We start from the raw sequence: 19,157 nt of genomic DNA, 5'->3' as shown, positions 1-19,157 counted from the left end.
CACATGGCTTCCCTTGACGCCGCGCGGCTGCGCGCCGAGCTCGTCCGTCCGGTCGGCCCCTACACCGCGCTGGACGTCACGGCCAGCACCGGGTCGACCAACGCGGACCTGCGCGCCGCCGTCACCGAGGGCGCGGCCGACCGGACCGTGCTGCTCGCCGAGGAGCAGACCGCCGGTCTCGGCAGGCGGGGCCGCACCTGGTCCTCGCCCGCGGGCACCGGTGTCTACTGCAGTGTCCTGCTGCGCCCCGAGCACGTGCCCTTCGCCGGGTTCGGCTCGCTCGCCATCGCCGCGGGCCTTGCCCTCGTCGATCTGGCGAGCCGCCTCGGCGCGCGGGTCGTGCTCAAGTGGCCGAACGACGTCCTCGCGGGGGACGGCCGCGGCAAGTGCGCCGGCATCCTTTCCGAGGCGGTCGCCAGCGACGAGCTCGCCGTGATCCTCGGTGTCGGGATCAACGTGCGCCGTGGTCGCGAGCAGGTGCGGCCGGGACCGGGCGGCCTGCCCGCGATCTCCCTTGCCGAACTGGGCGCGAGCACCACCGACCGGACCGAGGTGGCGCGGCTGCTGCTGACGGCGCTGCACGAACGGGAGCGGCGGTGGCGGGCCGCCGGTGGCGATCTCCGCAAGGCCGGGCTGCTCACCGACTACCGCGCGCACTGCGCCACCCTCGGCCAGGAGGTGAAGGTCACCGTCGCCGGTGGCAAGGCGCTGATCGGCCGGGCCGTCGACGTGGACCCGGCGGGAGCGCTGCTGGTCGAGCTGGCGGGGGGCGAGCGGCGGACGGTGTTCGCCGGTGACGTCGTGCACCTGCGCCCCGCCGTGGAGTAGCGGAGGCGTGTTGCCGGTGGTCACGCGCGGTACGGTGAACACCTCGACAAGCACGAGCGCCGGGAGTGTCCGAGGTGGCTTATCCAGACGATCTGCTCAGTGACGACGAGTTCGTCGTCGTGCACCGGCACCCGCACTTCAAGATGCTGGTGCTTCCGGTGCTGGTGCTGCTGGTGACGCTGGGGCTGGGTGTCTGGCTCGCCCTGCTCGTCCGGGAGGCCACGCCGCCGTGGGACCTCGTCGGGCTGATCGCCGTCGGCGCCGTCGGCCTGCTGCTGCTCGTCTGGCTGGTCCTCGTCCCGCTGGTGCGCTGGCGGACCACCCACTTCATCGTCACCACCGACCGGGTCATCGCGCGCGAGGGCGTGATCCGGCGTACCGGCATCGACATCCCGATGGCGCGGATCAACAGCGTGCGGTTCGAGCACGGGCTGCTCGACCGCGTCTTCGGCTGCGGAACGCTGATCATCGAGTCGGCCTCCGACGAGCCCCTCAAGTTCGACGACATCCCGAGGGTCGAACGGGTGCACACGATGATCTACCGCCAGGTGAACGACAACCCTTACGACGACTATGTCCCCGGTGGTCCCGACCCCGGCATGCCCGACCCTGGGCCGGACCACCCGCAGCCGCGCGGGCGGAGGCGCTGAGCGGTATGGGTGCACGTGAACTCGGCCTGCCCGAACGGGTTCCTGCCGGTGACGACCTGCCCGCGCGCGTGACGATCTGGGAGGTCGGCCCCCGCGACGGGCTCCAGAACGAGCAGGCGGTGGTGCCGGTCGAGGTGAAGCTGGAGTTCCTCGACCGGCTCGCCGCCGCGGGCCTGGGGACCCTGGAGGCCACGAGCTTCGTGCATCCGAAGTGGGTGCCGCAGCTGGCCGACGCGGAGCAGCTGCTCGCCGGTCTCCCGCGGCGGCCGGGCGTGCGCTACCCGGTGCTGGTACCCAACGAGCGGGGGCTGGACCGGGCCCTCGCAGCCGGGGTGCGGCACATCGCCGTGTTCGCCAGCGCCACCGAGACCTTCGCCGGGCGCAACCTCAACTCCGGCCTCGACGAGCAGTTCGCGATGTTCGAGCCCGTGGTCGCCAGGGCGCGGGCGGAGGGCCTCGACGTGCGCGGCTACCTCTCGATGTGCTTCGGGGACCCGTGGGAGGGCGCCGTGCCGCCCGCGCAGGTGGTGCGGGTCGGCAGGCGGCTGCTCGAACTGGGGTGCTCGGAGCTGTCCCTCGGCGACACGATCGGAGTGGCCACCGCGGGCCAGGTCGAGCGGCTGCTGGACACGTTCGCCGCCGAGGGCGTCGGTACCGGCTCGCTCGCCGTGCACTTCCACGACACCTACGGCCAGGCACTGAGCAACACCCTCGCCGCGCTCCGGCGCGGGGTGTCCATCGTGGACTCCTCCGCGGGCGGGCTCGGTGGCTGCCCCTACGCCGAGTCGGCCACCGGGAACCTCGCGACCGAGGACCTGGTGTGGCTCCTCGACGGCCTCGGCATCGAGCACGGCGTCGATCTCGGCGAGCTCGTCGCGGCGAGCACCTGGATGGCCGAGCGGCTGGGCCGGCCCAGCCCGTCCCGGGTCGTCAGGGCCCTCGGTGGCTGAGCGCGATGCCGAGCCGGGCGCCGGGGCAACACTGCCGTCACGGCCGGAACCGCGCGGGCGCCCGCTGCGTCGGACCTTCGCCGACCGCTGTAACGCAGACCGTCGACGTCGGGGAGAGTGCCGTGAGCGAACATCGTGCACAGGTGGACGAACTACTCGCCGACTATCACCGGAGCAGAGAGCAGCTCGCCTGCGTGCACCGCGAGCTGGCGTCGATCAGTGAGTCGGCGACCAGCGACGACGGGCTGGTGACCGCGACGGTCGGTGCGCGCGGCACGCTCACCGGCCTGGTGATCGCGGAGGAGACCTACGAGCGCTACCGGCCGGCCGAGCTGGCCGCGCAGATCGTGCGGGTCACGGGGGCGGCCACGGTGCGGGCGCTCGCCGGAGCGGGTGAGGTGCTGGCCCCCGCGCTTCCCGCGGGCACCGACCCGCAGGCACTGCTGCTCGGCACCGCCGATCTCGGCGCCGCCGAGCTGACCGCCGAGCAGGTTCCCGAGGACGACGACGAGAGCTTCGAGGACCAGCGGTGGCTCGACGAGGCCGAATGGCCGAGGTCCCGATGAGCGGAGGGTTCGGGGTCGACGCCGACCGGCTGGGTGCGCGTGCGGCGGAGTTCACGGGACTCGCCGAGCGGGCCGGCCGGGTGAGCGCCGAACTGCGGCGAGCGCTGGCTGAGACAGGCACGCCGTGGGGCGGCGATGCCGTCGGACGCAGCTTCGCGGCCGCACACGCCGAGCCCGCCGCCGAGCTGCTCGCGCGGCTGGACGCGCTCGCCGGTGAGCTCCACGACGTGGGCGGCCGGTTCGCCGACGCCGCGGGCGCCTACCGCGCGGGTGACGAGCGGGCGAGCGGCGACGTCACCGACGCCGGCTCGGCGCGTTAGGTACCGGGATGGGGATCGAGCTGCCTGCCGAGCTGGCCGATGTCGCCGAGCGCACCGGTCTGCGCTGGCCGGAGGCCGACGAGGACGCGCTGCTGGCGCAGGCCGCGGCGTGGCGGGAGGCGGAGCGGGAGCTCGGCGCGCTCGCGGCCGACGCCGACGCCGCGGCGGGTGGCGCGCTCGGGGCGATGTCCGGCCCGGCCGCGGAGGCCGCCGGCCGGATGTGGTCGGGCTTCGTCGACCCCGACACCGGACACCTGACCGGCACGGCACGCGGTGCGGGGCAGGCGGCCGAGCGGCTGGAGCACGCCGCCGAGCAGGTCGGCGCCACCAAGGCCGAGCTGGTACGCCAGCTCGTCGAGGCGGCGAAGAACCGGGATGCCGCGGTGAGCGCCGCCGATGCGGGCCATCCCACGGCGCTGCTCGGGCTGGACACCGCGCTGCGCGGCACGGCGGCGAACCTGGGCGCGGCCACGGAAGGGCTGGTGGACGCCGTCGGGCCCGGCGAGCGGCCTGCGGCCGTGGAGCCGCTGAACGTCAACCCGGGCGCACATGGCGCGGACGGCCAGTCCGGCCTGCTGAGCGCGACCACCGGGCTGCCCGCGACCGTGGTGGAAGCGGGGCTGTCCACCGTGGACCCGGCGGTGGTTTCGGCCGAGCCCGCAGCGGACGGGCTCACCGGCGGGGAGCACGCGCGGTCGCCCGTGCTGCCGGAACCCGTCCCCGCGGAGCCTTTCCCACCGGAACCGGCTCCGCCCGCGGCGGACGAGGGCACCGGGCCGATCGCGCTCGCCGTGGCGCCGACGCCGCCGCGCGGCAACTACGGCGGCTTCCTCTCACCGGCTGGGTTCGACGACGTGCCGACCCCGCCCGCCGGTGTCCCGCTCGCCCAGGGCGTGCCGACCCCGCCCGCGCAGACCACCCTGTCCGGCTTCACCGGTGGCGCTGCCGCGCCGGGCGTACCGGCTGCGCCGCCCCCAGTCACCGCGCAGCCGGGGGCACAGTTTCCCGGCCAGCAGTTGGGCCCGGCACCCGCGCCGCCCTACGGCGCCGCGGGCGGTGCACCGATGCCCGGCGGCGCCGCGCCGCCCGTGGCCGGGTTCGCGGGGCAGCAGCACCAGTACCAGCAGCACGCGCGCCATCCAGGCCCGGCGGCCGGGGCGCACTGGGCGCCGCGAAACGAGCCCGCCGACACCCGCGGGCAGCCCCGGCCGTACGCGCCGCAGGGCAGGCCGCCCGAACCCGTACGGCCGCAGCCGCCCGCCGCGCCGGTGCCGGTCGGCTCGCCACGGCAGGAGCGGCAGAGCGTCATCGCCCTGTTCCTGGTGCACATGTTCCCGATCGGGCACCTGCCGGTGGCCTCGGACCGGCCGGCGCGGCAGCTCCCCGTGCCGGACGGCGACACCGACTACGCGGCCGGTCTGCGCTTCCCGCCGCACGACCACCCGCGCTCCGCCGTCATCGACCCCGGGCACGCGCTCGCGTGGCTGCGCAACGGCTGGCGCCAGCCCGCGCCACCGCCGAGGGCGGTCCTGCCCTGCCCGCCCGAAGCACTCACCGCGGAGTACGACCCGCTCGGCGGCATGCACGAACGCGAGTGGGACCGCCGCTACCTGGTGTCCGCCGGTGAGCCGCCGGAGTACGCGTGGCCACCGGGGGAGCGCTATCCCGAGGGCGGCTCCGCCGAGGGCGAGCCGGTGCTGCTGGCCGAGGGGACGCTGCTCGACAGGTTCGGCACCGCGCTGGGCCGGGTGTTCGCCGCCGACGCGACCCCGTTCGCCGCGCGCTCGCTGCCGCCGTCGTCGCTCGAAGCGGGGTACCGCCGCTACCGCGTGCGCCGCGAGGTGCCGATGTGGCGGGCCGTCTCGGCAGGCTGGTTCGGGCAGCCGGGCGGCGGCGAGCGCCTCCGCGCCGTCTACTCGGCCGCCGAGCTGGTGACCTTGGGCTACCTGGCCGACATGACGTTCGAGGAGGTTGGACAGCGATGAACACCGAGTCGATCGTGCGCTGGCTGGAGGCCGTCGGTGTGCCGCACGAGGTGGTCTCGATCGGCGGCGAGGCCGACAACACGTGGTGCCTGCTGCGCGCCGAAGCGCCTGCCGGGGAGGGCGACGTGGCATGGGAGGTGTTCTGGCGGGAGCAGGGCAACCGTTACGACTGGGCACGCTTCACCAACGAGCAGGTGGCCTGCCACTACCTGTTCGGCAGGCTGGCGTGGGCGCAGGTGGCCCGCGGTGCCGTCGGCGTGCTGCCCTGAGCCGCCTGAGCTGTCGCCGTCACGGCACGCGCAGGTGAGCGAGTGCCGCGTCGTGCAGGTGGCCGTTGCTGGAGAGGGCGGAGCCGCCGTCGAACCGGGGCGCTCCGGTGAGGTCCGTGAACCGTCCGCCCGCCTCGGTGACCAGCAGCTGTGCGGCGGCGACGTCCCACGGGTTCACGATCGGCTCGGCGGCGATGTCGATCGCGCCCTCCGCGACCAGGCAGTGCTGCCAGAAGTCCCCGAAGGCGCGCGTCTCCCAGCACGCGTCCACGAAGGCCAGGTACGCCTCGCGCGAGCGGTACTCCCCCCAGGACCCGAGGTCGGTGGTGGAGGCATAGGCGTCGGCCAGGTCCGACACGGCGGACACCGACAGCCGCCGCTCGCCGCCTTCGTCGCGGGAGAAAGCCCCGCCACCCGCGCTCGCCCACCAGCGCCGCCCGAGCAGCGGCGCGCTGACCATTCCCACCACCGGCGTGCCGTCCTCGACGAGGGCGATCAGTGTCGCCCACACGGGCGCACCGCGGAGGAAGTTCTTGGTGCCGTCGATGGGGTCCAGCACCCAGATGCGGCCCGGCGCGGTGGCCGAGCCGCCCCGCTCCTCGCCTGCCACCGTGTCGGCGGGCCGCTCGGCCGCGAGCAGCTCCCGGATCGCGTCCTCGACCGCCGTGTCGGCGTCGGTGACGGGAGTGCGGTCGGGCTTGCGGCTTACCTGCAGGTCGAGGGCGCGGAACCGCGCGACGGTGATCTTGTCGGCGGCCTCGGCGAGCCTGCCCGCCAGGGTGAGATCGGCGTTGTACGGGGACACGGTCACGATGTTTTCATGCCCCCGCGCCGTAGAGTTGGCGAGGTGAGCACGGTCCTACTTGCCGAAGACGATCCCGCGATCGCGGAGCCGCTGTCCCGGGCACTGCAACGCGAGGGTTACCAGGTGGAGGTGGTCGCCGACGGTCCGACCGCGCTCGACGTCACGACGCGGCAGCGGGTGGACGTGCTGGTCCTCGATCTCGGTCTCCCCGGCATGGACGGCCTCGAGGTCTGCCGCAGGCTCCGGGCGAGTGGCGCGGAGGTGCCCGTACTGATGCTGACCGCGCGCACCGACGAGGTGGACTTCGTCGTGGGCCTCGACGCAGGCGCCGACGACTACGTGGCCAAACCGTTCCGGCTGGCGGAACTGCTGGCACGCATCCGGGCCCTGCTGCGCAGGCGCGTGCCCGAGGTGCTCGACGCCGGGGGCGTGCGGATGGACGTCGGTGCCCGGCTGGTGACGGTCGATGGCCGTGAGGTGCCGCTGGCGAACAAGGAGTTCGAGCTCCTCCGCGTGCTGATGAGCCGGGCGGGTCATGTGGTGAGCCGGGACGAGATCCTGTCCGAGGTCTGGAACGACCTCGAGTCGAAGACCTCGAAGACGCTGGACATGCACATGTCGTGGCTGCGCCGCAAGCTCGCGGTGGCCATCGAGGAGGCCACCGGCCGCGCCCCGAAGGCGGGCGAAGGGGAACGCATCGCCACCGTCCGCGGGGTGGGCTTCCGGTTCAACGCCGAGTGACACCGTGCGCCGCCGCATCCTGCTCGCCATCCTGCTCGCCGTCGCGGTCACCGGCGCCGCGCTGGGCATCCCGCTCGGCGTGACAGGGCTGTTGCTGGTCGAGAACCTCGCCCGTGAGGATCTCGCGTCCAGCGCCCAGCGGATCGCCGCGATCCTCGACGACCAGCTCGCCGACGCACGGCCGCTCGACCTCGACCAGGTGCGCGCCGCGGTGCCGAGGGCGGGCCGGCTCACCGTCGAGCGGCCCGGCGCCACGGAGCTGCGCTACGGCACCGACCCCGGTGAGGACGTCATCGTGGAGAGCGTGCCGATCGCCAAGGGCGGCACGGTCGAGCTGGCCATCCCAGCCGCGCAGCTGCGGACCAGGCAGACCCAGGTCGCCGTGGCCGTGGTGCTGCTGGTGGTGCTCTCGGTGGGCATCGGCACGATCGTGGCCACGGTCACCGCGCAGCGCCTCGCCAGACCGATGCGGCACGTCGCGGGCCGGGCCGCGCGGCTCGGCGGCGGCGACTTCCGGCCCGATCCGCGCCGTTACGGGGTCGGCGAGCTGGACATGGTCGCCGAGGCGCTCGACGCGTCCGGCACCGCGCTGGCCCAGCTGGTGCAGCGGGAACGGCAGCTCGTCGGTGATGTCTCCCACCAGCTCCGCAGCAGGCTGACCGCACTGCAGCTGCGGCTGGAGACGCTGACCGTGCACCCGAACTCCGAGGTCGCCGAGGACGCACGGGCCGCGCAGGAGCAGGCCGACCGGCTGGCCGAGGCGCTGAACGAGCTGCTGGCCGCGGCCAGGGCCGCCAGCGAGGTCGGTGCCGAGCCGGTGGACCTGCCCGCCGTGCTGCCCGAGATCGCCGGTGAGTGGCGGCAGCTGCTGCGGGCCGAGGGGCGCGCGCTGCGGGTGCGCGTCTCGGGTGCGCCGATGGTGCGGGCGACGCCGGGCCGGCTGCGGGAGGTCGTCGGTGTGCTGCTGGACAACGCGCTGCGGCACGGCGGCGGCACCGTCACGGTCACCGCCCGCCGCGGTGATGCCGACGGCACCGTGGTGGTCGAGGTGAGCGACACCGGTGGCGGCGTGCCCGACGAGCTCGCACCGCACATCTTCGAGCGGGGATTCTCCGGCGCCGGCTCGACCGGCGTGGGGCTTGCGCTGGCCCGTGCGCTGGCCGAGGCCGACGGGGGCAGGCTCGAACTCTCGGTGAAGCGGCCCGCGACGTTCAGCCTGTTCCTGCGGGTGCCGACCCCGGCCGACGTCGCGGACGTGCGCTGGCCGCCGGAACGTACGCCGCGCTGAGCGCTCAGCCGACCCGGTCGAGCTCGCGCTCGTCGTCGCGGCGGCGCTGGCCGAGCTCGTCAGGGAACACCCACTTCCGCAGAGCCCAGAAGCGGAACAGCATCGCGGCAAGCATGCCGATGACCGAGCCGCTGACGAAGTCGGCGGTCTCCTGCACCAGCAGGGAGACGTGCGGCTGCTCGAGGTTGAGCGCGTAGCGCGAGGCGTAGAGCGGGACCAGGTTCACAGCCAGTGCGAAGCCGCTGATCAGGAAGAACAGCGCGGCCTCGTGCGGCCGCTCCCGGCCGCCCCGGGTGCGGAAGGACCACTCGCGGGTGAGCACGTAGGAGACGATCATCGCGATGATCACCCCGATGCCCTTCGCGGTGGTCGGCCGGTCCTGCAGCACGGTGAGCTTGAGCAGGTACCAGATGCCGTTGTCGACGAGGAACGTGGTGCTGCCGACGACCCCGAACTTCAGCAGCTCCCGGTGCCTGACCAGCACCGAGCGCAGCGGCTCGGGCAGGCGCGTGAGGACGGTTTCGACAACGGCCACCCCGGCAGTCTACGCAGTCGGGGTGGCCGCTCGCCGCAAACGGGTGAATCCGCGGGGCCGGAACGGGCACTCAGCCGAGCCAGGGCACCCAGTCCCAGAGGCCCCGTTTCGGCTTCCCCGGCTGGCCCGGTGGCTCGGACGGCGGTGCCGGTGGTGCCGGTGGGGCCGGTGGTTCGGGCCGCTCGATCGGTTCCTCCGGCTCGGCGGGCTCGGTGGTCGGCGTTGTGGTCGGTGCGGTGGTCGGCGGGCCGCTCGGTGCCTCGGTGCTCGTCGTGGGCGATTCCGCCGGCGTCGTCGTGGTCACCTCCGGCGTGACCGGGACGGAGGGCTCGGTCGTCTCCGGAGCCGGGTGCCGCCCGCCGGGGTGATCCGGCCAGTGGCACCACCACGGGCCCTGGCAGTCGAACGACACCGCCGCCGAGTCGGTCGCGTTGCCGAGCGTGGCGGTGACGACGACCTCGGTCTTCGGTGCGGGTGTCGGCCGCAACGAAATCCACAGGTGCAGGTCCTCGCCCGGCTCCAGCTGTTCCCGGCTGGTGCACGGAAGCTGGCCTGCGGGGCCGCAGTCCACGGCCGCACCGCCGATGATCGCGTGCGCCGCCTTGTCCGCCGACACGGTGGTGTCTCCCGGCCGGGGGCCGGTGTTGCGCACGGCGACGTGCACCACCCGGCTCCACGGGTGGAAGGCGGTGGCCGCCTGGACAGTCACCGCGTCCGGCTGCCGGACGGTGACCGGGATGTTGATCGACACCTCGACCGGGCTGCCGGAGTCGATGGTGCCGGTCACCTGTCCCGGCTCGGCGTTCTCGTCGGCGACCAGCCGGAACCGGAGGACGGCCGACTCGCCCGGTTCGAGGCCCTCGCGCGTGCTGCACCGCACGGTGCCGGTACCACCGGGGCAGGCCACCGTCTCGGCGACCTGCCCGGACTGGCGCGGCGCCTGCCCGGCCGCGGCGAGTGGCGCGCCGCCGCCACCGGAGGGCGGGCCTTCGGCGCGCACGCCCTCCGGCAGCGCCAGCGTGACCACGACCGGGTCGGAGGCCGTGCCGCCGTCGTTGCGGACGGTGATCGGTACGTCGACCGGTGAGCCGCTGCCGGGGTCGAGCTCGATCGTCTCGGCCGGTGCCTGCGCGGTGACCTTCGGCGGGTCGGCCGCGGGCTCCGGGGCCGGTGGTGGTGGCTCCGGAGCTGGTGGTGGCGGCGGCACGGCGGGAGCCGGTCCGGGTTCCGGCAGGGGAGCGGGCGGCACGTCGGGTTGCTCGGGCGCGGGCGCCGGTGGTGGTTGCGCGGGCTGCTGCGGCGGTGGCTCCGGCGCCGCCGGGGCCTCGGTCGCCGGTGGCGGCGGCTGCTGCGCGGCGGGTATCTGCTGTCCGCCGCCCGCGGTGAGCGCGACGGCGACCGCGGCGGCCATCGCCACCCCGGACGCGGCGAGGCCGACGAACTGGCGCGGGCCACCCGCGGCCGCGCCCGCCGCGGCACCACCGGACGAGCCTGCGGCGGCGCCGGCGCCGACAGCGGCGGCACCCGCGGTGGCCGCGGAGGCCTTCGTCGCGCCTGCCGCCGCCAGGTAGCCGAGCACCGCGCCGCCGAGTACGAGCGGGGCCACGATCGCCCGCAGTGCCCCGTTGACGTCGGCCAGCTCCGCGGCCAGGGCGCGGCAGCGGTCGCATTCGTCGAGGTGGGTCTCGACCTGGGCGCGCTCCCGTTTGGAGAGTCCGTCGCGGGTCCACGCGCCGAGCCGGTCGGCGGTGGCCCGGCAGCGCTCCGCCGACGTCTCGGCGAGGTGTACCTGGAGGTACGCCTGGCGCAGCCCCTCCCGCGCGCGGTAGGCGAGCGCGGACACGCCGTTGGCGGTCAGCCCGAGGATCGGCGCGACCTCGGCGGGCGACTGCTGCTCGATCTCGGTGTGCCAGAGGACGGCCTGCCAGCGTTCCGGCAGCCGCGCGAACGCCTTGGCGGCCATCGTGCGTTCGAGCCCGGCCACCGCGGTGTCGGAGAAGGGCACCGTCAGCGCCTCCGCCGCCGGGCCGCCGACCGCCGTCATGTCCTCGTTGAGGTCGAGCCGCTTGTCCTTGCGGGTCTTGTCGTAGGCGGTGTGCCGCAGCGCCGTCAGCAGGTAGGCGCGGAACGCGCTGTCCGGGCCCTTGCCCGCGCGCAGCGTGTCCAGCACCTTCGCGAACGCCTCGGAGACCAGGTCGTCGGCCTCGGCGGGGGAGCGGGTCAGCTGGCGGGCGAGGTTGTGCGCGGCGGTGCTGTGCCGCTCGTAGAGGGTGCCGTACGCCGCGATCTTTCCGGCCCGGACCGACGCGATGAGCTCGGCATCGCTCTTGCCGCTGAGATCGGCGGGGACGGTGGACACGGTTCTCCTCTCGAAGCGGTACTCACCTACCTAGAGGTCGAGTAACGCCAAGTGTGACGGAGCAGCCCGGGTGCGTCACCTGGCGGGTGCGGCGATGACCCGGAGAGCCCAACGAGTTCACCCGATGCCCTGAGACCGCTCCCGGGAGCGCCGTCACGGAACGGGCGCCGGTACGTCTCCTCGACGGTGGACGATCAGCGGGGAAAGGGACGGTGGTCAGTGGACGTGCCGGTGAAGGGCGCGCTGCCCGATCCGGAGGAGGGGGCAACGGGGCCGGGGCGGCGGTCCGCCCTGGACAGGGCCTTGCGGGACCGCTCGCTGCGGGCGCTGCGAGCGCGGTGGCGGACCGCGAGCCTCGCCTCCGGCTGGCGGTTTCCCAGCGACTGGGGCCTGCCCGAGGTCGACGCGGTGTGTGCGGCCGTGCTCGGACGAGGCACGCCGGATGTCGCGCTGGCCGGGCTCGGCCGCGCCAGGGCGGCGGCGGGAGCCGGTCTGGCCGAGACGCTCACCGACCTGGCGGCGCTGCACGCGGTGCTCGAGGACCCGGACGCGGCGGACGGGTTCGTCGCGCCCGACGTGGACGCCACCCCCGCCCGTCTGCTGCGGCTGACGGCCGTCGCATGGGCGGACGTGGCGCTCGATCAGGTCATCCGGGCGGAGGTGACCGACCCGCTGACCGGGCTGCCGACGCTGCCGTACCTGCGCACGCGGCTCGGCGAGCTCTACCGGCAGGCCGAGCGGGACCGCAGGCCGGTTTCCGAGGGGCACGCCCTGGTCGTGGTGTCGATGGACTTCGCGGGGGCCGCCGGGTGGACGCGGCTGACCGGCATGATCCTCGCCGCCGACGCCCTCCGGGGCGCCTTCGACGGTGGCGAGAGCCTGGTCGTGCTCGGGGCGTCGGCGGTGGCGGCCGTGGTGCCGCGGGATGGCGGGCTGGCGACGCGGGCGGTATCGCTGCGGCGTGCCCTGGCCGAGCGGGCCGGCGTCGACCGGCTGCTGCGGGAGCTGCCCGGCCCGCGGATCAGGGTCGTGCGGCTGCCCGCGGGTCACGGCGCCGCCTGCGAGCTGCTCGACCGCCTGAGCAGGAACTGACCCACCAGTGCGGCCGGCCGNGCGGGCCGGCGTCGACCGGCTGCTGCGGGAGCTGCCCGGCCCGCGGATCAGGGTCGTGCGGCTGCCCGCGGGTCACGGCGCCGCCTGCGAGCTGCTCGACCGCCTGAGCAGGAACTGACCCACCAGTGCGGCCGGCCGCCTCGTGAGTGCGCACACGAGTTCTAACTCGCGTGCGCACTCACGAGGGCGGAGCTGGGGGCTTGTGGACGCGCCGGCTCCGTTTCGTGATTTCCTGGTGCGGTGAGCAGCACTGTGCCCGTCGCGCGCGAGAACGCCGAGCGGCCCCCGCCCGGCGGGCCGCCGCGGCTGTCCCTGCGTGACTCGCTCGGCAGGCTGTCGATGCGGCCGCGGTCGATGCTGCTGCTGGTCGCCGTGCCCACGCTCGCCGTCCTCGCCGGGGTCCTCGGCTGGCTGTTCGACTGGCACCTCGGCGTCGACAGCGCCGTGTACCGGGCGGGTGCGGTGATCCTGCTCAACGGCGACCCGCTCTACGAGTCCACGACGCTGTGGCCCGAGCCGTTCTGGGCACTGCTGCCGTTCACCTACCCGCCGACGGCCGCCCTGCTGTTCGTGCCGCTGGCGGTGTTGCCCGTCCAGGTCGCCTGGGGTGTGCTCGCCGCGCTCTCGGTGCTGGCGATGGCGCTGGTCATCCGGGTGGCGATCAGCGCGCTTCCGGTGCGCTCCGGCGAACTGCCGCGCTGGGCGTCCCCCGCCCGCACCACGTTGATCTTCTCCGTGGTGTTCCTCGCGCTGGAGCCGGTCTGGCGCACGATCTTCCTCGGCCAGATCAACCTCCTGCTGATGGCGCTGATCGTGCTGGACGTGCTGGTGGTGTCGGCGAGGGGCAGCCGGTTCGGCGGCGTCCTGGTCGGGATCGCGGCGGCGGTGAAGCTGACGCCGCTGATCTTCGTGCCGCACCTGCTGTTCACCGGCCGGTGGCGGGAGGCGCTGCGGGCACTGGCCACGTTCTTCGCGTTGCAGGGCCTGATGCTGTTGCTGATCCCTGGCGACACCATCCGGTTCTGGACGCACACCGTTTCCGACCAGGGCCGCATCGGCCCGATGCACTGGGCCGGCAACCAGTCGCTGAACGGCCTGCTCAACCGCGTCACCGACCTCGCACCGTGGGCGTCCGGGGCCGCGCTGGCGATCGGCGCGGTGCTCGCGCCGCCCGCGATCTGGCTCATGCTGCGGTTCCACCGGCGTGGGCAGGCCTTGCCCGCACTGCTGGTCACGGCCTTCTACGGGCTCCTCGTCTCGCCGGTCTCCTGGTCGCACCACTGGGTCTGGGCGGTGCCGCTGCTGGTGGTCCTGGTGTCGCGGCTGCCCGAGACCACGCCCGCCACGGCCTGGCGGCGCTGGCTCGCGGCGGGCGCGGTGGTCGTGGTGTTCGTCAGCTGCGTGCTGCTGGCGCTGCCGAACGGCCGCAACGTGGAACTGCACTGGGCCTTCTGGGAGTACGTGCTCGGCAGCGCCTACCTCCTCGTCCCGGTGGGGCTCGCCGCCGTGCTCGCGGGGCGGTGGCTGCTGCGCAGGTGGCGGGCAGGCACCCGGCCTTTGGCCCGCGTTTAAGCTGGGCTCGCTATGGACACTCGCACCGGACTCCCCGTCGTCGGCATGGTGGGCGGCGGCCAGCTCGCCAGGATGACCCACCAGGCCGCCATCTCGCTCGGCCAGTCGCTGCGCGTGCTCGCGGCAGGCGAGCACGACTCGGCGGGGCTGGTCGCCGGTGAGGTGGTGTACGGCCACCACACCGACCTGGCCGCGCTGCGCTCGTTCGCGCGCGGCGTCGACGTGCTCACGTTCGACCACGAGCAGGTGCCCGGCGAGCACCTGCTGACGCTCGCCACCGAGGGTTTCGTGCTGCGTCCCGGCCCCGGAGCGCTGGCCTTCGCCCAGAACAAGCTGCTGATGCGCGAGCGGCTGGCCGCGCACGGCTTCCCCGGGCCGCCGTTCGCCGAGGTGTCCGGTGTGGAGGACGTGCTGAAGTTCGGTGAGGCGCACTCGTGGCCGGTGATGCTCAAGGCCGCCAGCGGCGGCTACGACGGCCGGGGCGTGTGGAGCCTCGACTCGCCCGCCGACGCGCGCGGGCTCGTGCCCGAGCTGCTCGAGGCGGGCACACCGCTGCTGGTGGAGGCCAAGGTCCGGATGCGCAGGGAGCTCTCGGCGCTGGTGGCCCGCTCACCGTTCGGCCAGGGCGCCGCGTGGCCGGTGGTGGAGACCGTGCAACGGGACGGCATCAACACCGAGGTGCTCGCGCCCGCGCCGGGACTGATGTCCCGGCAGATCCACGAGGCACAGGAGCTGGCGCTGCGGATCGCCGAGGAGCTGGGCGTGGCGGGCGTGCTCGCGGTGGAGCTGTTCGACACCGACGGCGGGCTGCTGGTGAACGAGCTGGCCATGCGGCCGCACAACTCCGGGCACTGGACGATGGACGGCTCCCGCACCTCGCAGTTCGAGCAGCACCTGCGGGGTGTGCTGGACTACCCGCTCGGCGCCACCGACCTGCTCTCGCCCACGGTGATGGCCAACGTGCTCGGCGCGCCGAGCACCCCGGCGATGCGGCCGGACGAGCGGCTGCACCACCTGTTCGCCCGGTTCCCGGACGCGCGGGTGCACCTGTACGGCAAGGGCGAGCGGCCGGGCCGCAAGCTCGGGCACGTCAACCTGCTCGGCGAGCTGACCGACGAGCTGCGGCAGCGGGCCCGGCTGGCCGCGCACTGGCTCTCGCACGCCGAATGGCTCGACGGCTACGAGATCCACTGAGGAGTGACGACGTGACCGCTGTGGTCGGCGTGATCATGGGCAGCGACTCGGACTGGCCGGTGCTCGAGGCCGCCGGGCAGGCGCTCGACGAGTTCGAGGTGCCCTACGAGGTCGGGGTGTACTCGGCGCACCGCACCCCGCGGCGGATGCTCGACTACGCGAGCTCCGCCGCGGAGCGCGGTCTCAAGGTGATCATCGCGGGCGCGGGTGGTGCCGCGCACCTGCCCGGGATGGTGGCCTCGGCGACCGTGCTGCCGGTGATCGGCGTGCCGGTGCCGCTGAAGTACCTGGACGGCCTCGACTCGTTGCTGTCGATCGTGCAGATGCCGGCCGGGGTGCCGGTTGCCACGGTGTCGGTCGGCGGGGCGCGCAACGCGGGCCTGCTGGCCGTGCGGATGCTCGCCGCGAGTGACGAGGCCCTGCGGGAGCGGATGGTCCGCTTCCAGGCCGATCTCGGACAGCTGGTGCTCGACAAGGACGCCGCCCTGCGCGCGAAGCTGGACTGAGCTCAGTCCTCGACCAGCCGCAGCCCGATGACGCCGGCCAGGATCAGCGCCAGGAAGCCGAGCCGCGGCAGCGACGCGCTCTCGCCGAGCGCGACGATGCCGAGCACGGCGACGCCGAAGGCGCCCACGCCCACCCAGACGGCGTAGGCGGTGCCCACGGGCAGGCTGCGCAGGGCGAAGGTGAGCAGCACGAAGCTGACCGCCGCGGCACCGACGCCGAGGACGCTGGGCCAGAGCCTGCTGAACCCGTCGGCCTGCTTCAGCGCCAGTGCCCACACCAGTTCCAGGAGCGCGGCGACGAGGAGGACGGCCCAGGCCACGGCGGGCGTCCTCACGCGTTCGCGCCCGCGTCGACGAGGATCGACGTGCCGGTGATGTTGCGACCGCCCTCGCCGGCCAGGTAGGCGACGGCGGCGGCGACATCCTCGGGGTGGTTGAACCGGCCGAGGGCGGTGAGCTCCCGCTGCGCGCCGGCGTGGGCACCGCCGGCCGGGTTCATGTCGGTGTCGGTGGAGCCGGGATCGACCACGTTGGCCGTGATGCCGCGCGGGCCGAGCTCGCGGGCGAGCCCCCTGGTGAGGCCGATCAGCGCCGACTTGCTCGCCGAGTACAGCGTGGTCCCGCCGTGCGCGACGCGGGTCGCGAGGTTGCTGCCGACGGCGATGATGCGGCCGCCGTCGCCGAGGTGCCGCGCGGCCGCCCGCGCGCCGAGCAGCACCGCGCGCACGTGGATGGCCAGCGTGCGATCGATGTCGGCCGCCGTGATCTCGGCCAGTGGCCCGTTCGGGAAGATCCCGGCGTTGCTGACCAGGATGTCGAGCCTGCCGAACTCCCTCGCGGTGCGTTCCACGGCGGCGGTGACGTCGTCCGGGTCGGCGCTGTCGGAGCGGATCGCCACCGCCCTGCGGCCCAGCGCCGTGATGTCGGCGACGACCTTCTCCGCGTCGTCCGCCGAGTCGACGTAGGTCACCGCGACGTCGGCTCCTTCACCGGCCAGGCGCCGGGCGACCGCCGCGCCGATGCCCCTGCTGCCGCCCGTGACCAGTGCCGCTCTGCCCTCGATCATGTTCCACCTCATTTATGTATCGGTTGATATATAAATGGGTACGCGGCACCGGGTGGCCGGGTCAAGTAATATGTAACGGCCGACACAGAAAGGGGTGTGGGATGCCGGGACGAGGCCGCCCGCGCCGCTTCGACCGGGACGCGGCTTTGCGTACGGCGATGCGGCTGTTCTGGGAGCGTGGCTACGAGGGCACGTCCATGACCGACCTCACCACGGCGATGGGCATCGGCTCGCCGAGCCTCTACGCGGCGTTCTCCTGCAAGGAGGCGCTTTTCCGCGAGGCGGTGGCGCTCTACAACGAGACCGAGGGCGCGGTGCCGCGGCGCATGCTGCACGAGGAGCCGACCGCGCGCCGCGCCGTCGAGGCCCTGCTCCGGATCAGCGCCGACGCCTACACCGACCCGGCCACCCCTCCTGGCTGCCTGGTTGTCCTCGGCGCCGCCAACTGCACCGAGGAGAACCAGGGGGTCCGCGAGTTCCTGGCCGGGCTGCGCCGCGAGGACCTGGCCATGCTGCGGGCGCGGCTCGACCGCGGGGTCAGCGAGGGCGACCTGCCCGCGGGGACGGACACCACGGCGCTCGCCGCGTTCTACAACACGGTGCTCTACGGGTTGTCCATCCAGTCGCGTGACGGCGCCACCCGTACGGAGCTGCACGACATCGTCGACACCGCGCTGGCGGCGTGGCCAGGTCAACGCTCGTGAGTGCGTACCCGAGTTCTAACTCGTGTACGCACTCACGAGCGTTCAGGTCAGCTGGTCCCGGAGTTCGCGCTTGAGCACCTTCCCGGCGGCGGAAACCGGGATCGACTCGACGAACCGCAGCTCCCGTAGCTGCTTGTACGGCACCACCTGGGAGTTGACGGCCTCCATCAGGCGGTCCGGCTCGGCCTGCTCGTGGCCCGGCGCGCGGACGACGAACGCCACCGGCAGCTCGCCCGCCTCCGGGGCGCGCCTGCCGACGACGGCGGCCGTCGACACCTCCGGCAGGCTCATCAGCAGCTCCTCCAGCTCGCGCGGGTACACGTTGTATCCCTTGTAGAGCAACATGTCCTTCTTGCGGTCCACGATCGAGAGATAGCCGTCCTGGTCGAGCACGCCGATGTCGCCGGTGTGCAGCCAGCCGTCGACCAGCACCTCGGCCGTCTCCTCCGGCCGGTGGTGATAGCCCTGCATCACCTGCGGGCCGCGTACGCACACCTCGCCCGGGGTGTCCGGCGGCTGCGGCTCCTCGCCGCCCTCGGCAGGCACGATCTTGATCTCCGTGTCGAAGATCGGCACGCCCACCGCGCCGACCTTGCGCGTGCCGGAGCGCCAGCTCGGGGAGAGGGTGGCGCCCATCGTCACCTCGGTCAGCCCGTAGCCCTCGGCGATCACCGCGTCGGGGAAGCGGGCGCGGAGCGCGTTGATCATCTCGTGCGGCATCGGCGCCGCCCCCGAGGTGATCATGCGCACCGCGGAGAGGTCGCTGGTGTGGAACTCCGGGCACGCCAGCAGCGCGGCGAACAGTGCGGGGGCGCCGCTCATCGACGTCACCCCCAGCCGCTCGGCATCGGCCACGTACGACGGCGGATCGAAACGGTCGTGCAGGACACCGGTGCCGCCGCCGAGCACGGACACGTTCAGCGCGCCGATCGTGCCCATCGCGTGGAACCAGGGCGTCAGCGTGATGCCGATGCCGGTGCCGATCCTGCTCGGCCACTCCTCCTCGCTGCCGATCTGATCGAGCGTCGGGTTGCCGTCGTTGTCGAGTACCGGTACCGAGCCCGTGCCCCAGCAGGCGTACTGCAACGCGTTGACCACGACGTTGCGGTGCGGCAGGCGGACACCCTTCGACCGTCCGGTGGTTCCGCCGGTGTAGGCCAGGTGCGCCAGGTCCTGGTAGACGTCGATGCTCGTCTCGGGCGGCGTTTCGGGTGCGCCCGCGTGGAACTCGTCGAAGTCGAGGTGCCCCTGCTCGGCCGGCCGGTAGACGATCACCAGCCCGACGCCGGTGCCCGCGAGCGCGCCGGCCACCGGACCGAAGGTCACCACGGCGGCGGCGCCGCAGTCGGCGAGCTGTGCCGCGAGGTCCCGAGCCGGCAGCAGCGGGTTGGCGGGGCTGAAGGTGGCGCCCGCGAGCAGGGCGCCGTAGTAGGCGACGGGGAAGGCGAGGCAGTTCGGCAGGTGCAGGGCGACCGTGTCGCCCTTGCCGATGCCCCGCTCGCGCAGCGCGTTCGCGAAGCGGCACGACGACCGCCACAGCTCCGCGTAGGTCATCCGCTGCTCGCCGTGCTGGAAAACGATGTGGTCGCCGAAGCGGGCCGCCGCGCCGGCCAGTAGGGAACCGACCGATACCTCGGGATAGTCCAGGGAGGCGGGGAGACCGGGGGGCCGCGACGTCGATGTGCTCGGCATCACCCGACAGTATT

20 protein-coding genes are annotated in these 19,157 nt (G+C 73.9%); 14 read left to right on the top strand and 6 right to left on the bottom strand.

Annotation, left to right across the window (positions count from 1 at the left end; all coding sequences use genetic code 11):
- Positions 1–3: 3 nt before the first annotated feature.
- The 7 genes from JAP66_RS23610 to JAP66_RS23580 all read left to right on the top strand — a co-directional run bounded on the left by JAP66_RS23610 (position 4) and on the right by JAP66_RS23580 (position 5,568).
- Positions 4–828, top strand: coding sequence for a biotin--[acetyl-CoA-carboxylase] ligase (locus tag JAP66_RS23610; RefSeq protein WP_199434000.1), 825 nt, complete (start codon positions 4–6; stop codon positions 826–828).
- A gap of 74 nt (positions 829–902) precedes the next feature.
- Entirely contained in the window at positions 903–1,478 is a 576-nt protein-coding gene (locus tag JAP66_RS23605) for a PH domain-containing protein (RefSeq protein ID WP_199433999.1), read from the top strand.
- A 5-nt stretch (positions 1,479–1,483) separates the two neighbouring features.
- Positions 1,484–2,428, top strand: coding sequence for a hydroxymethylglutaryl-CoA lyase (locus JAP66_RS23600; protein WP_199433998.1), 945 nt, complete (start codon positions 1,484–1,486; stop codon positions 2,426–2,428).
- A gap of 122 nt (positions 2,429–2,550) precedes the next feature.
- Entirely contained in the window at positions 2,551–2,994 is a 444-nt protein-coding gene (locus tag JAP66_RS23595; RefSeq protein ID WP_199433997.1) for a YbaB/EbfC family nucleoid-associated protein, read from the top strand.
- Positions 2,991–3,314, top strand: coding sequence for a hypothetical protein (locus JAP66_RS23590; protein ID WP_199433996.1), 324 nt, complete (start codon positions 2,991–2,993; stop codon positions 3,312–3,314). The genes JAP66_RS23595 and JAP66_RS23590 overlap by 4 nt, the downstream gene beginning before the upstream one ends.
- A gap of 8 nt (positions 3,315–3,322) precedes the next feature.
- Positions 3,323–5,299 (top strand): TNT domain-containing protein, encoded by a 1,977-nt coding sequence (locus JAP66_RS23585; RefSeq protein ID WP_199433995.1) that lies wholly within the window; start codon positions 3,323–3,325, stop codon positions 5,297–5,299.
- A complete protein-coding gene (locus JAP66_RS23580; protein WP_199433994.1) occupies positions 5,296–5,568 on the top strand; it encodes a hypothetical protein in 273 nt (90 codons plus the stop codon). The genes JAP66_RS23585 and JAP66_RS23580 overlap by 4 nt, the downstream gene beginning before the upstream one ends.
- A gap of 19 nt (positions 5,569–5,587) precedes the next feature.
- Here the strand turns inward: JAP66_RS23580 and hisN are convergent, their stop codons facing one another.
- Positions 5,588–6,379, bottom strand: a complete 792-nt coding sequence (gene hisN, locus JAP66_RS23575) for a histidinol-phosphatase (RefSeq protein ID WP_199433993.1) — start codon at positions 6,377–6,379, stop codon at positions 5,588–5,590.
- A gap of 9 nt (positions 6,380–6,388) precedes the next feature.
- Here hisN and JAP66_RS23570 point away from each other — a divergent pair, with 9 nt between their 5' ends.
- The gene (locus JAP66_RS23570) at positions 6,389–7,114 is read left to right on the top strand and encodes a response regulator transcription factor (protein WP_199433992.1); all 726 of its coding nucleotides are present in this window, start codon (positions 6,389–6,391) and stop codon (positions 7,112–7,114) included.
- Between the two features lie 4 nt (positions 7,115–7,118).
- The gene (locus JAP66_RS23565; RefSeq protein ID WP_199433991.1) at positions 7,119–8,402 is read left to right on the top strand and encodes a sensor histidine kinase; all 1,284 of its coding nucleotides are present in this window, start codon (positions 7,119–7,121) and stop codon (positions 8,400–8,402) included.
- A 4-nt stretch (positions 8,403–8,406) separates the two neighbouring features.
- Here the strand turns inward: JAP66_RS23565 and JAP66_RS23560 are convergent, their stop codons facing one another.
- Positions 8,407–8,937, bottom strand: a complete 531-nt coding sequence (locus JAP66_RS23560) for a GtrA family protein (protein WP_199433990.1) — start codon at positions 8,935–8,937, stop codon at positions 8,407–8,409.
- A 70-nt stretch (positions 8,938–9,007) separates the two neighbouring features.
- The gene (locus JAP66_RS23555; protein WP_199433989.1) at positions 9,008–11,296 is read right to left on the bottom strand and encodes a sigma-70 family RNA polymerase sigma factor; all 2,289 of its coding nucleotides are present in this window, start codon (positions 11,294–11,296) and stop codon (positions 9,008–9,010) included.
- Between the two features lie 219 nt (positions 11,297–11,515).
- On the opposite strand from JAP66_RS23555, the gene JAP66_RS23550 reads away from it, so the two are divergent.
- From JAP66_RS23550 to purE, 4 genes are all read left to right on the top strand, one after another.
- Positions 11,516–12,388 carry a GGDEF domain-containing protein gene (locus tag JAP66_RS23550; protein WP_372449007.1) on the top strand — a complete coding sequence of 291 codons (873 nt, stop codon included), beginning with the start codon at positions 11,516–11,518 and terminating at the stop codon, positions 12,386–12,388.
- A 360-nt stretch (positions 12,389–12,748) separates the two neighbouring features.
- Positions 12,749–13,981 (top strand): glycosyltransferase 87 family protein, encoded by a 1,233-nt coding sequence (locus JAP66_RS23545; RefSeq protein ID WP_199434037.1) that lies wholly within the window; start codon positions 12,749–12,751, stop codon positions 13,979–13,981.
- Positions 13,982–13,993: 12 nt separating this feature from the next.
- Positions 13,994–15,175 (top strand): 5-(carboxyamino)imidazole ribonucleotide synthase, encoded by a 1,182-nt coding sequence (locus JAP66_RS23540; protein ID WP_199433988.1) that lies wholly within the window; start codon positions 13,994–13,996, stop codon positions 15,173–15,175.
- 11 nt (positions 15,176–15,186) lie between these two features.
- Positions 15,187–15,681 (top strand): 5-(carboxyamino)imidazole ribonucleotide mutase, encoded by a 495-nt coding sequence (gene purE, locus JAP66_RS23535; RefSeq protein ID WP_199433987.1) that lies wholly within the window; start codon positions 15,187–15,189, stop codon positions 15,679–15,681.
- Positions 15,682–15,683: 2 nt separating this feature from the next.
- On the opposite strand, the gene sugE is transcribed toward purE, so the two are convergent.
- Positions 15,684–16,001 carry a quaternary ammonium compound efflux SMR transporter SugE gene (gene sugE / locus JAP66_RS23530; protein WP_199433986.1) on the bottom strand — a complete coding sequence of 106 codons (318 nt, stop codon included), beginning with the start codon at positions 15,999–16,001 and terminating at the stop codon, positions 15,684–15,686.
- A gap of 11 nt (positions 16,002–16,012) precedes the next feature.
- Positions 16,013–16,747, bottom strand: coding sequence for an SDR family NAD(P)-dependent oxidoreductase (locus JAP66_RS23525; protein ID WP_199433985.1), 735 nt, complete (start codon positions 16,745–16,747; stop codon positions 16,013–16,015).
- Between the two features lie 101 nt (positions 16,748–16,848).
- Between JAP66_RS23525 and JAP66_RS23520 the strand changes: the two genes are divergently transcribed.
- Complete coding sequence (locus JAP66_RS23520) at positions 16,849–17,451, top strand: TetR/AcrR family transcriptional regulator (RefSeq protein ID WP_199433984.1); 603 nt, start codon at positions 16,849–16,851, stop codon at positions 17,449–17,451.
- Positions 17,452–17,493: 42 nt separating this feature from the next.
- Here JAP66_RS23520 and JAP66_RS23515 read toward each other — a convergent pair whose 3' ends face one another.
- Positions 17,494–19,143, bottom strand: coding sequence for a class I adenylate-forming enzyme family protein (locus JAP66_RS23515; RefSeq protein ID WP_199433983.1), 1,650 nt, complete (start codon positions 19,141–19,143; stop codon positions 17,494–17,496).
- Positions 19,144–19,157 lie beyond the last annotated feature (14 nt).

Origin of the sequence: Qaidamihabitans albus, from assembly GCF_016464705.1 — a bacterium.
In the GTDB taxonomy this organism is placed as follows: Bacteria; Actinomycetota; Actinomycetes; order Mycobacteriales; family Pseudonocardiaceae; genus Qaidamihabitans; species Qaidamihabitans albus.
The sequence above is the reverse complement of the archived record's forward strand: the minus strand, read 5'-3'. Positions and strand labels throughout refer to the sequence as shown.